Origin of the sequence: Acinetobacter sp. ANC 4558 (assembly GCF_002135375.1) — a bacterium.
GTDB lineage: Bacteria > Pseudomonadota > Gammaproteobacteria > Pseudomonadales > Moraxellaceae > Acinetobacter.
This window is the reverse complement of the sequence record NZ_NEGH01000013.1, coordinates 1-13,776: the sequence shown is the minus strand read 5'-3', so window position 1 is coordinate 13,776 and position 13,776 is coordinate 1. Positions and strand designations below refer to the sequence as shown.

The 13,776-nt window shown below is 36.8% G+C and carries 10 protein-coding genes and 1 pseudogene; 4 read left to right on the top strand and 7 right to left on the bottom strand.

Annotation, left to right across the window (positions count from 1 at the left end; genetic code table 11):
• Positions 1–4: 4 nt before the first annotated feature.
• On the bottom strand, positions 5–922 hold the full coding sequence (locus tag B9T31_RS14360) for a LysR family transcriptional regulator (protein ID WP_086182630.1): 918 nt from the start codon (positions 920–922) through the stop codon (positions 5–7).
• 277 nt (positions 923–1,199) lie between these two features.
• Here B9T31_RS14360 and B9T31_RS14355 point away from each other — a divergent pair, with 277 nt between their 5' ends.
• The gene (locus B9T31_RS14355; protein WP_086182629.1) at positions 1,200–1,823 is read left to right on the top strand and encodes a MarC family protein; all 624 of its coding nucleotides are present in this window, start codon (positions 1,200–1,202) and stop codon (positions 1,821–1,823) included.
• 131 nt (positions 1,824–1,954) lie between these two features.
• Here the strand turns inward: B9T31_RS14355 and B9T31_RS14350 are convergent, their stop codons facing one another.
• Positions 1,955–2,314 (bottom strand): hypothetical protein, encoded by a 360-nt coding sequence (locus B9T31_RS14350; RefSeq protein WP_086182628.1) that lies wholly within the window; start codon positions 2,312–2,314, stop codon positions 1,955–1,957.
• 492 nt (positions 2,315–2,806) lie between these two features.
• On the opposite strand from B9T31_RS14350, the gene B9T31_RS14345 reads away from it, so the two are divergent.
• The 3 genes from B9T31_RS14345 to B9T31_RS14335 all read left to right on the top strand — a co-directional run bounded on the left by B9T31_RS14345 (position 2,807) and on the right by B9T31_RS14335 (position 7,659).
• Entirely contained in the window at positions 2,807–5,386 is a 2,580-nt protein-coding gene (locus B9T31_RS14345) for a plasma-membrane proton-efflux P-type ATPase (RefSeq protein ID WP_086182627.1), read from the top strand.
• 101 nt (positions 5,387–5,487) lie between these two features.
• On the top strand, positions 5,488–6,324 hold the full coding sequence (locus tag B9T31_RS14340) for a polyphosphate kinase 2 family protein (RefSeq protein ID WP_086182626.1): 837 nt from the start codon (positions 5,488–5,490) through the stop codon (positions 6,322–6,324).
• A gap of 105 nt (positions 6,325–6,429) precedes the next feature.
• The gene (locus B9T31_RS14335; RefSeq protein WP_086182625.1) at positions 6,430–7,659 is read left to right on the top strand and encodes an SLC13 family permease; all 1,230 of its coding nucleotides are present in this window, start codon (positions 6,430–6,432) and stop codon (positions 7,657–7,659) included.
• A gap of 47 nt (positions 7,660–7,706) precedes the next feature.
• Here the strand turns inward: B9T31_RS14335 and B9T31_RS14330 are convergent, their stop codons facing one another.
• From B9T31_RS14330 to B9T31_RS14310, 5 genes and pseudogenes are all read right to left on the bottom strand, one after another.
• Complete coding sequence (locus B9T31_RS14330; RefSeq protein WP_228146055.1) at positions 7,707–8,291, bottom strand: DedA family protein; 585 nt, start codon at positions 8,289–8,291, stop codon at positions 7,707–7,709.
• Positions 8,292–8,625: 334 nt separating this feature from the next.
• The gene (locus B9T31_RS14325; RefSeq protein ID WP_086182623.1) at positions 8,626–9,900 is read right to left on the bottom strand and encodes a Glu/Leu/Phe/Val family dehydrogenase; all 1,275 of its coding nucleotides are present in this window, start codon (positions 9,898–9,900) and stop codon (positions 8,626–8,628) included.
• Between the two features lie 395 nt (positions 9,901–10,295).
• Positions 10,296–11,705 (bottom strand): amino acid permease, encoded by a 1,410-nt coding sequence (locus B9T31_RS14320; RefSeq protein ID WP_086182622.1) that lies wholly within the window; start codon positions 11,703–11,705, stop codon positions 10,296–10,298.
• A 76-nt stretch (positions 11,706–11,781) separates the two neighbouring features.
• The gene (gene hutH, locus B9T31_RS14315; RefSeq protein WP_086182621.1) at positions 11,782–13,314 is read right to left on the bottom strand and encodes a histidine ammonia-lyase; all 1,533 of its coding nucleotides are present in this window, start codon (positions 13,312–13,314) and stop codon (positions 11,782–11,784) included.
• Between the two features lie 108 nt (positions 13,315–13,422).
• A pseudogene (locus B9T31_RS14310) lies at positions 13,423–13,776 on the bottom strand (urocanate hydratase); the annotation flags it as partial.

Below are 13,776 nucleotides of genomic sequence, written 5' to 3'. Positions count from 1 at the left end.
TATTTTAAGGATAATAAGAATTCCGTTTTTTTGAAAATTTATCCAGTTGTTTTAAAAAACCTTCAAAATAGTCTTTCTCTTTTTCCTCTTTTCGATAACCTGCATATAACGTACGACGCAAACCTTGTGGGGAAACACAATCTAAACGACGTGATGTTACCCAACCTTTTTGTTCATATTCATTCACCACCCAATCTGGTAATGCTGCAATCCCATGCCCGCTTGCAACTAATTGAATTAACATCTGTGTTAAATCTGTTGTTCGTATTTGTTTAGGTAAAGTATTGGCAGGAATAAATACACGAGACATAATATCTAAACGATGTTTATCAACTGGATAAGTCACCAACGTTTCTTCTGCCAGCTCTTGTACGGTAATTTCTTGAGTCCGTACCAATGGGTGGGTATTTGATAATACTAACCGAGATTCATATTCAAAAATTGCAAAATATTCAATACCTTTCAGAGCAATTGGATCAGCGGTTATCAGTAAATCAAACTCCCCAATTTGTAATAACTCATGCGGGTTAGCTTCAAAACCTGAGGCGAAATCCAAATCCACATCAGGATATTGTTGTCGATATTGATTTAATAATGGCATCAACCAATCAAAACAACTGTGACATTCCGATGAGAAAACAATACGTCCAGTTTGTCCATGCACAATACGAGAAATATCTGTTTGCGCAATTTGAACTTGTGGTAAAACTTCATCTGCTAGTTTTAATAAACGCTGCCCAACATTAGAAAAACTCACAGGGCGACTTTTACGATTAACAACTTCTACACCAAACCATTGATCTAGTTCTCGCAGCTGATGCGATAAAGCTGATGGTGTTAAGCATAAATCTCCTGCTGCAGCAACTAAAGAACCATGCTCTCGTAATGCTTTTAATGTTTTTAAATGGCGTAGCTCTAACATCTTTTAATAACCAATTTAATGTATATGAATCCTTCATGCTGCATAGCATAACTGATAAAAATATCTTTTTTTATTTTTTTCATCATCTCATAAAAATGGCTAATTTATTTTATGCTTCGTTATATTCAATGAAGAATTTATCAAATAAGCATGTATTTATAGCTTAAAATTAATCTTTTGACCACGAGCCATGACATTAAGTTTCTATTTTCTCACATCTTGTTTAAAATAATGAATACTAAACTTTGCTCACCTATCATTTTGGAAAATATCAATAATGAATTCTCTCTTAGAACATGCACTGACTATTTTTATGGCATTTTTTGCCATGATGAATCCTATTGCAAATACAGCCGCATTTGCAGGATTAACAGGTTCTATGAGCAAAGCACAGAAAAAAACGACGGCACTAAAAGCGTTAACCTTAACATTTATTTTAATCGCTTTATTTGCATTATTAGGGCAAAAAATATTCAATCTATTCGGTATTACCTTTCCAGCTTTACGAATTGCAGGAGGTATTTTAGTGTTTATGATAGGCTTTCATATGTTACAAGGTTCGACATCGAATCTTCATGCTGCTGCAACTACTGATTCTGACAACTCGAATGATATTTCTGTCTCACCCTTAGCAGTTCCTTTACTCGCAGGTCCTGGCACAATAGCAACAGCAATGAACTATTCAAGTGATGGTGGTATACAGGACATGATTACGATTGCCGTATTCTTTATACTCTGTGTGATTACTTATATTTGTTTCCTCTTCTGTAATCAGATTGTTGAAAAAGTAGGTAAAAATGGCTTGAATATCGTGACTCGTTTAATGGGTTTAATTTTAGCGATCATTGGTGCACAAATGTTAATTGAAGGCGTACAAGCTGCCTTCCATATCAATGTATAAAATATAAATGCTATAACATAAACATTATGTCATATGATTAGGATTTATATTCAGGGTTAAAATAGAATCAGCATTATAAAATAAATCATTTATTTATAATGCTATTTAGCGTCTAATGGTCATTAGAAAATTTATTTTTTGCCACTTTCTAAATTTGATGCAGTTCCTGCACCCACCGCACCACCAATAGCAGCCCCTTTTGCACCACCCACTTTACTTCCAATTACAGCCCCCACACCACCACCTACAGCACTTGCGGCAGCATTTTTATTTGATCCATTCTGCATTTTACTGCCAGTAGCGCCACCAATTGCACCTCCAGCTGCTGCACCAGTAGTCCCTCCAAGATTATGACCAACTGCTCCGCCAACTCCAGCACCTAAAGCTGCTGTTCTTGCGGTTTTTTGCGATTGACTTGGGCTTGCACATCCCATAAACAAAAAAGGTAAACTCGTTAAAATAGATATAGATAAAACAAGTTTCATGTTCATTAATGATCGCTCCCTTCTAAAATAACTCACATTACAACGCTGCATTTTTCTTCTTCTTTAAACTAACATATAACATGAATTCACAACCATATAAGCGAGATTATACTTATGTATTATTCATTTATATATTGATTCTTCAACACACGCTATTTATCAATAATTATAAAAGTCAAATAGAACTCATATCAGTTTCTTTATCTATCACTAAGTCATTAGTGATAAATAAAATTTATCAAATTAATAATGCATTATTAATCACATTATTTTATTTAAACAACAAATCAAAACAACAAAATAATGATCAATGTTTATTTATGATAAAAAATTGTTTTCATAATGCAAAAGTATTTTACTTTCATTGATATATATACTAAATATTACTAGTTAATGATAAATAATAAATTATATTTTTCATGCTATAGCGTTAATTATAAATGTAGACCTCTAAGCCACACTTCATAAAAAGAGGACCTTTAATATTAGGGAACTATTATGGAAATAACGAATGCATCCGCAGATTCGCCTGCAGACAGTACTAAAAGTGATAATACCTCAAAAAGTCAAAATAACTCGACTACTTTAGATGCAGTAAGTATTCAAAAAAAATTAGATGATTTACAAACATCATCTCAAGGTTTAACGAATGCTGAAGTACAAAAACGATTGACTCAATATGGACCTAATGCCATTGAGGCTCATGAAGAAAGTCGCTGGAAAAAATTACTCGGATATTTTTGGGGACCTATTCCGTGGATGATTGAAGCAGCAGCGCTTATTTCTTTGTTCCGCCAAGATTGGCCAGACTTTTTCGTCATTACGATCTTATTACTTTACAATGCAGTTGTTGGTTTTTGGCAAGACAATAAAGCGGCAAGTGCGTTGGCAGCTTTAAAGCAAGGCTTAGCAGCAAAGGCGCATGTATTACGAGATGGTAAATGGGATGCAATTGACTCAGCCCAACTTGTTCCTGGTGATATCGTCACCGTTTCAGGAGGGGAAATTCTTCCAGCAGATTTACTTCTCATCGATGGTCAATATCTCTCTGTAGATCAAGCAGCTTTAACTGGTGAATCCCTTCCAGTTTCTCGTGGCATTGGAGACACGGTTTATTCTGGATCTATTGCTCGTCAAGGCTCAATGACTGGCGTGGTAACATTAACAGGAAATAATACCTTTTTTGGCCATACTGCAAAACTGGTTGCTTCGGCAGGAAGTAAATCTCATGCTGAAGAAGCCGTCTTAAAAATTGGTGATTTCTTAATTTTACTTGCCGTTACCCTTGCCGTCATTCTCATTGGAGTTCAAGTCTATCGAGATATTGTCACCGTCGGTCATTGGGAATGGAGTGAAGCAGGTCGAATTGCCCAATTTGTTTTGGTTTTATTAGTTGCATCCGTTCCTGTGGCTATGCCTGCGGTCATGTCTGTGACCAAAGCACTGGGCGCACTAACCTTATCTAAGCAAAAAGCGATTGTTTCACGCTTATCTGCAATTGAAGAACTTGCAGGTGTAGATGTACTATGCTCAGATAAAACAGGAACATTAACGCTTAATCAACTCACCCTTCAAGAACCCATTACATTCAATCAAACCAGTAGTGATGACATTATTTTAGCAGCAAGTTTGGCGTGTCAAAGACAAAGTACCGATGCGCTTGATCTTGCTGTTTTAAAAGCACTGAAAGATCCTAATGTTTTAGATCAATATAAAGCTGTCGACTTTGTACCTTTTGATCCTGTCAATAAGAAAACAGTGGGGATTGTCAGTGATGTCCAAGGTCAAAAGATACAATTTGCCAAAGGTGCACCGCAAGCCATTGGTAAAATATGTGGTATTGGTGAACACGCAGGTGCAGATCAAACTTCCCAACAATATTTTGGACAAGTTGCTGAACTGGCTAAACATGGTACACGCGCACTTGGGGTTGCACGTTCAAATGATGATGGTAAAACATGGATCTTATTGGGGATTCTTCCATTACTTGATCCACCTCGTCCAGATGCAAAAGAAACCATTGAGAAAGCCAAAGCACTCGGTCTTTCAGTCAAAATGGTCACGGGTGATGACGTTGCAATTGGTTCAGAAATTTCTCGTCAATTGGGACTTGGTCAAAATTTATTAAGTGCAAGTGATGTTTTTAAAAATGATAAAGACCCGAACCACATTCATATAGATACTGCACGTGCAGTAGAAAATGCGGATGGTTTTGGTCGAGTTTTCCCTGAACATAAATATGAAATTGTTAAAGCCTTACAACAGCAAGGGCATATTGTTGCCATGACGGGTGATGGGGTGAATGATGCACCCGCGCTTAAACAAGCCGATTGCGGTGTTGCTGTGAGTGGCGCAACCGATGCAGCTCGTTCTGCTGCCGCTATTGTGCTTACTGCGCCAGGTCTTTCAACCATTATTAGTGCGATTATTGAAGCACGTAAAATTTTTGAACGTATTACATCGTATGTGTATTACCGTGTTGCAATGACCATTGCAATTATGTGTGTGGTCGTTCTGTCATATATCATTTTCGACTTACAACCACTCACCGCGATTATGATTGTGGTTTTAGCATTATTGGATGATATTCCAATTATGACCATTGCCTATGACAATGTAAAAGTAAGCTCACAACCTGTTCGCTGGAATATGCATCGCATTATTTCCTTCTCATCAGTCATGGGAATCATCGCGTTAGCGCAAAGTTTTGGGATGGTATTACTGTGTAAATATTGGATGAATAATCCTGAATTGATGAATCATATTCCATTAACCGTTGATCACCTTCAAACCATGGTGTTCTTACAACTTGCAGCTGGTGGTCAACTTCTTATTTTCATTGTCCGTAATCGTGGTTCTATTTTTGCACGTCCATTCCCAAATCAAAAATTACTTTTAGCAATTTTGGCAACCCAAATTATTGCTATTTTACTGTGCGCATTCGGCATATTTGTTCCAGCCTTACCACTAGAAATGATTGGTGTCGTTTGGATCTATGTCTTGATTTGGTTAGTGATCGCTAACTTTGCAAAAATTGCATATTACAAATTTATGGATCGCCGAGAAAGCCATCACTAAATCAATAAACAAGTATCTTCTTTTATCGGATGTCTTATATGTGGAGATCCGATAAATAGAAAAGTATAAAACACCAATTCCCTTAAAAGAGTATTTAACCGATGAGCTTATATAAAAAACTAATTGTTGAACCAGAAACTAAAGTCAAATTAAAAAAAGTAGATGCATCATTTCATGCAGACTATGTCGATGAAGAACATGCCAAAGAAGTTTTAGCAAAACATGTTGAGAAAATAGGAGAATTACAACGTAAACTTTATGGGGAAAAGAAACATGCTTTACTCATCGTCTTACAAGGTATTGACGCTGCAGGTAAAGATGGTACATGTTGGCATGTAATGAATTCAATGAATCCTCAAGGCACGTATGTACATGGTTTTAAACAACCCACTGCTGAGGAAAAGTCGCATGATTTTTTATGGCGTGTACATCCCCATACCCCTGGTTTAGGTGATGTTTCAATTTTTAACCGTTCTCATTACGAAGATGTCTTAGTACAACGTGTGCATAATATTGTGCCAAAAAAAGTATGGTCTCAGCGCTATGAACATATCAATAATTTTGAGACGTTATTACAAACCAATAATGTCACAATTCTAAAATTCTTCTTATATATTAGCCCTGAAGAGCAGTTAGAACGTTTTAAGCAGCGATTAGATGATCCATCTAGACAATGGAAAATTAGTGAATCTGATTATACAGAACGCGCATATTGGGATCAGTATATTCGTGCATATGAAGATATGCTTGAAAAATGTTCAACTAAAGAAGCACCATGGTTCATCATTCCTTCCAATCATAAATGGTTCCGCAATTTAGCTGTTTCAGAAATTATTGTAAAAACACTAGAAAACTTACACTTAAAATTACCAGAGCCTCTCGTCGATTTAAAAGAAATTCGTCATAAATACCATGAGATTAAAAAAGGAAAGGAATAATTACAGCATACCTATAAACAATTTTAATTCATCGATTCAATGCTTCTTTTTATATGACAAAAAGAAGCATTATGCTTTCTTATCCAATGTCTTAAGGCAATACCAATGAATGCAACACTTTTAATATTTCTTTTGGTCTATATTGCGATGGGTTTTGGCAAACTGCCTGGCTTTAAAATAGATCGTACAGGTGCTGCCCTTGTTGGTGCCTTAGCCATGCTTGCTGTGGGTAGCATCTCTGCTCAAGATGCATGGAATGCAATTAACTATAAAACTGTCGGATTATTATTTGGGTTGATGATCGTTTCAGGCGCATTTGCTGTTTCTGGCTTTTATGCTTGGGCTGCAAATAAAGTCGCTACCTTACGAGTCAGCCCTGCAAAATTACTCGCTGTTTTTATTGTAGTCAGTGGCGTACTATCTTCAATTTTGACCAATGATGTTGTGGTCGTTGCAATGACTCCCTTACTGGTTTCAATCACTTTGGCCCGAGGTTTAAATCCGATTCCATTCTTGCTTGGCTTTTGCTTTGCTGCCAATACAGGTTCGGTAGGAACACTGATTGGTAGCCCTCAAAATATGATTGCAGCACAAGCACTCAATGTATCTTTTATAGATCTTCTTAAAGTTGCGGGTATTCCTGCACTTTTATCATTGCCTATTGTATGGGGCATCCTTTGCTATTTATTTAAAGGAAAGTGGACTATTGAAAAAACAGTAAACACACCTAAACCATCTATCGTTCAGCCTAAGCTTGATATTGCGGAAACCGTGAAAGCTTTAATCGTCACTGTTGTTATTGTCGTCTTATTTATTGTTGATATTTGGCCACAAGAATTAGTGGCATTAACTGCTGCGGGTATTTTACTGATTAATCGTACCGTTGCATCAAATGATGTACTTAAAGAAGTCGATGGTAACTTACTTTTACTCATTATGGGCTTATTCATTGTCAATGCTGCCATGTCTACCACTGGATTACCACAAGCTCTATTAGGTGATCTAAAAGATATGGGATTAAACCTCAATGAACCTCTTTCACTGTTTATCACCAGTGCAGCGCTCAGTAATATTGTTGGGAACAATCCGACTGTCATGCTTCTTGTGCCGTATCTTGATGCTGGTGCAAATGCCAATGCACTGTGTGCAGCGTTGGCCTTAGGTACTGGTTTCTCCAGCAATATGGTCATCTTTGGAAGCTTGGCGGGTATTGTTGTTGTAGAACAAGCAAAGACCTGCGGCATTCAAATTTCATTTATGGATTATGCTAAAGCTGGTGTACCTGTTGCATTTGTCTGTATTTTTCTATCCGCATTTTGGGTATATTGGATTTAAGAAATCAATGTTTTCTGTCATTTTATGTATGGCAGAAAACGTGTTATTCATTGATTCTTTATTTTATTCTTATGATAAAAAATAGCGCCATAAATAATGCCAATCAAGCAGATGCAAAGAATCACAGCGCCAATGACCAAATGCATATGACTTTCTTCGTGAATTAAATACATCCATAATTTATGAAGCCAGTGTGTAACTTGCAAACCAATAGTTACAATCATAAAAGACCAAATAAATGCTGCTAAAATATTCACCAATATATAACGAGATAAATGATATTTTTTGATACCAAAACTAATTGGTATTACTGTTCTAAGTCCCCAAGCAAAACGCATAAATAAAATGCTCAGTATTGGAAACTTGTCGATCAAAATACTGGCTTTTTTAAATTTTTCAGCAAGTTTAGGACGATCATTAATAAATTTATGACCAAATTTAGCACCAATAAAGTAATAAAATTGGTCGCCAATAAATGCACCTAACATCCCTGCTAAGATTAATATCCAATACTTCAATACTTCTTGCTGAACTGCATATGCTCCCAGTAATAAAACCGTTTCCCCTTCAAAAAATGCACCAACAACAACAGCAATATACCCATAATTTTGTAATAAATTTGACCAATCCATTAAAATAACTCTAAATGCTAATTTACGCTTAATTAACAGCCATTTCATTAGGCCAAGTATATAAATTAAGAAAATTTAATAAGTTACAATTCGTAGCTGATTTAACCTTGAATCATAAAATCATGAATATTTGCTCAGAATAACAAGCATAAATATTTTAGATATTTTCTAATTTATCACATGATTAAAAATATTTTATATAAATCAACATTTATCTACATAAATCTCTGAATAATTTTATTTATATATTTAATTATGATTCATCAAAGTGAATGATCAAACTAGCCTTTTTATTAAAATAAAATATAAGAAAGGCTAGTTTATCCCATTTTAATTATCCAGGGAAAATACCGCGCTCTTTACGTGCTTTTAGAATTCTTTCACAAGCCAAAATATACGCAGCAGTTCGTAATGTACATTTATTTTGTGTTGCACATGACCAAACATCTTCAACAGCTTGAACCATGAGTCGATCTAGTCGCTCATTAATTTCTTCTTCACTCCAAAAATAACTGGCAAAATCTTGTACCCATTCAAAATAGCTGACCGTTACCCCGCCAGCATTACAAATCACATCTGGTACAATAGTGATACCTCTTTCTATTAAAATATCATCTGCAGCTGGGTATGTCGGACCATTCGCACCTTCTAAAATCATTTTTGCTGTCAATCTTCGTGCACGATCAACCGTAATTTGGCTTTCCAATGCTGCAGGTATAAGAATATCAGTCTCTACATCCCAAAAATGTTCATTATCAATCTGTGCTGCACCATCAAATCCCAATACACCTTGATTTTTTTCAACATACGCATTTAAGCTTGGAACATCAATGCCAGCTTCATTCAAAATAGTTCCTGTATGATCCTGAATACATACAATTTTGGCATTCGAGGCATAAAATAAATTGGCAGCTTCACTCCCCACATTACCAAAGCCTTGCACTGATACTTTAGCACCATCTACTTTTAAATTAATTTTTTTCGCTGCTTCATACCCTGTGACATAAACGCCTCGCCCTGTTGCTTTTACACGACCTAATGAACCGCCTAAATGTACAGGCTTTCCTGTTACAACACCTGTCACCGTATGTCCTTGTGCTGAAGAATAGGTATCCATAATCCAGCCCATAACATTCGCATTTGTACCCACATCAGGCGCAGGGATATCTTTTTGAGGTCCAATAATATGTGCAATTTCACTGGTATAACGACGTGTTAATCGTTCCAACTCTCGCGTAGATAGTTTCCGTGGATCTACACGAACTCCTCCTTTTGCACCGCCAAAAGGTAAATTAAGTACCGCTGTTTTAATCGTCATCCATGCTGAAAGTGCCATCACTTCACTTAACTCAACATTCGGATGATATCGAATTCCGCCTTTGCCTGGACCACGTGATAAATTATGTTGTACTCGGTATCCCTCAAAATGCTGAATTGAACCATCATCCATAACAATTGGAAGGTCTACAATTAATGCTCTTTTTGGTCGTTTCAGTGTGTCGATATATTCTTGGAGGTCACCACTTAAATAAGGTGCTACACGATCGATCTGTGCTAAAAAAGTCTGCCAAGCACCGTTTTCTGCATCTACATAAGAAAGATTGGACATTGTTATTTCCTGTTTTTTTGATTATTTATCTGCACTATAATTGCGCATAATTTATATCGAAAATCGAGTTATCATATCTATCGAAATTTAAATCGCATTCTGTTCTATAGCAAAATGTATTTTTCACGATATTAGACACAATTAATTTACTTTCCGACAATGCTAGATTGTTCTCTTTTATCATTTAAAAACTTAATATAAGCCCATTAAAACTTTAAAAGACAAATCTAACCATACGTCAATCATATCAATATTTTATATAAAGTCATTATATTCAACCCATAAACATAGCAAAGAAGAGAATTAAATTTGTCATTCTATTTTTAATCATTCATCGCATGGTGAGTACAAGTACATCACCATGCTAACTTTAAAGTGACTGAATCGCTGCGCCCCTATTCATCTACAGATGTACGACGTTCCTCTTGATGCTGGCTTAGCAAGCGTTGATTGGGTTTAATTTTAAAGTAATACACCAATCCTAAAATGATTAACCAAATACCACCGACATAAATTGCAGGTCGTGAATCTGGAAAATAGCCAATGATGATTAAAACAAAGACCAAAAATACGACAGCAAAAGCAGGTGCATATGGCCAACCGATGACTGGAAAATCAAGTGCTTTCACTTCTTCTTTTGATAATTTACGACGCATTCCAATTTGAGAGATTAAAATCATTAACCACACCCAAACAGTCGCAAACGTTGCAATAGAAGCAATAATTAAGAAAACATTCTTTGGAATATAATAATTAAGAATCACACCAATTAAGAGCACACTCGCCATGACAACAACAGTCATCCAAGGCACACCATTTTTTGATATTTTAGTGAATACTTTCGGCGCTTGACCATCTTTTGCCATACCATACAACATACGGCCCGCACCAAAAACATCACTATTAATGGCTGAAATTGCAGCGGAAATAACGACAATATTTAAAATCGTTGCAGCAGACTCTATCCCTAAGTTTTTAAAAATCTGTACAAATGGACTTCCTTGCACGCCAATTTGATTCCAAGGGAAAATTGACATTAAGACAAATATGGTGAGTACATAAAATAGTAAAATACGAATTGGAACCGCATTAATTGCTTGTGGAATTGTTTTTTTCGGATCCTGGGTCTCACCTGCCGTAATACCAATGATTTCAATTCCACCAAATGCAAAGACAACGACTGCTAAACATGCGACTAATCCAGCAATTCCATTCGGCATAAAACCATCATAGATCCATAAGTTTTGAATACCTGATGAGATATCGCCTTGACCTGTTTGGAACCCAAATATCATGAGACCAAAACCACCAACAATCATAGCAATAATGGCAGAGACCTTAATGATAGATAGCCAAAACTCAAGTTCACCAAATACCTTGACATGAATAAGATTAATCGCACCTAAGAACATGATCAGAGATAAAATCCAAATCCATCTTGGAACATCTGGATACCAAAATCCCATATAGATTCCAAATGCTGTGACATCAGCCAAGGCAACGATAATCATTTCAAATACATACGTCCACCCTGTGGTAAACCCTGCAAATGGACTAATATATTTACTTGCATAATGACTAAATGAACCTGTCACTGGGTTGTGTACAGACATCTCCCCCAATGCTCGCATGACAATATAAATTGCAATTCCCGCAATAATGTATGCAAGCAGGACTGATGGACCTGCCATTTGTATTGCTGTTGCTGAACCGTAAAATAATCCAGTACCAATTGCTGAACCTAAAGCTAAAAATCGAATATGACGGGCATTTAATCCCCGTTGTAATACTGACTTCTGTGACATTATTATCTCCAATCCATGTGGAAATTATATTGGATTAGACCACTTCATGTGGCCTTTTACGCTAAATATTGACTTATTATTTAAGACTTGGGAGTAAATTCGTTATTATTAGCTCATTAAAACAGCCATTTGCTAAAAGTTGACTGGCTTGTTCAATGTCAGGTGCAAAAAAACGATCCTCACTATAATAAGGAACATGATCACGTAACATTTTACGTGCACGTTCTAATTTTTCTGAACTTTTGAGCCCATGACGAAAATCTAAACCCTGACATGCACCTAGCCATTCAATCGCTAAAATACCGCGTACATTCTCTGCCATAGACCATAATCGTTTTCCTGCATTTGGCGCCATTGAAACATGATCTTCTTGATTAGCAGAGGTGGGCAAACTATCCACACTTGCTGGATGTGCCAGTGCCTTATTATCACTTGCTAATGCCGCAGCAGTAACTTGAGCAATCATAAATCCTGAGTTTATTCCTCCATTTTCAACTAAAAATGGTGGAAGCTGTGACATATGACGATCCATCATCATCGAAATACGACGCTCAGACAATGAACCAATTTCAGCAATTGCCAATGCTAAATTATCTGCTGCCATTGCAACAGGTTCGGCATGAAAATTACCACCAGAAATAACATCACCTTCTTGGGCGAAAACTAATGGATTATCTGATACCGCATTCGCTTCAACTTCTAAAACTTCTGCGGCTTGGCGTAATTGGGTTAAACACGCCCCCATCACTTGGGGTTGGCATCGTAATGAATATGGATCCTGTACTTTTTCACAATCTTCATGCGATAAACTGACTTCACTTTGTTCAGTTAACAAATCACGATAGGCAGAAGCAACATCAATTTGTCCACGTTGTCCTCGAACGTCATGTACTCGTGCATCAAATGGCGAACGAGAACCAAGCATTGCTTCTACGCTTAAGCTTCCACATACCGTAGCAGCAGCAAATAAATCTTCAGCCTCAAATAACCCTCGTAATGCATAGGCTGTAGAAACTTGAGTTCCATTTAACAATGCTAAACCTTCTTTTGCTGCCAATGAAATTGGCTCTAGACCTGCAATTTTGAGTGCATCTTTTGCCGACAACCATTGACCCTTATGTCGTGCTTTGCTTTCACCGAGTAAAACCAATGACATATGTGCAAGTGGCGCTAAGTCTCCAGATGCTCCAACCGACCCTTTTAAAGGAATATGTGGATAAACTTCTGCATTAATTAATGCCAAAATTGCTTCAATGACCTTTAAACGAATACCCGAAAAACCGCGTGCCAAACTATTTGCTTTCAGCAACATAATTAAACGCACCATCGCATCATCTAAAGCTTCCCCCACACCAGCAGCATGCGATAAGACCAATGAACGTTGTAATTGTTCTAAATCTTCAGGGGCGATCTTTGTTGATGCTAATAAGCCAAATCCTGTGTTAATTCCATATGCTGTACGACCTTCTTGAATGATTCGTTCTACGCAATCTACACTCGCTTGAATATCTGGTATTGCAGCCTTATCTAATGTCACATGTACAGAATGTAAATATGCTACCCGTAATTCTGATAATGTTAGTTTTCCTGCTTGCATCACTAATTTCATTTTTCTATCCTATATCCTAATTATCACTTTAGTACATTCTTGCGACTTCTTTGCCGAATTAAAATGACTGACTCAAAAGTTGTGACAAAATTTATTTTGAATTTTCAATCACTTTGAACCTGTAATCATTGGCAAGTTCAAACCTTGCTCTTTTGCACAGTCAATTGCAATTTCATAACCTGCATCCGCATGGCGCATCACACCTGTTGCCGGATCATTGGTTAATACACGTGCAATACGTGCAGCTGCTTCATCTGTACCATCACAAACAATCACCACACCTGAGTGTTGTGAGAAGCCCATGCCTACACCACCACCATGATGTAAAGATACCCATGTTGCTCCACCAGCCGTATTAAGCAATGCATTCAATAATGGCCAATCAGATACAGCATCTGAACCATCTTGCATAGATTCTGTTTCACGGTTTGGACTTGATACTGAACCTGAATCTAAGTGATC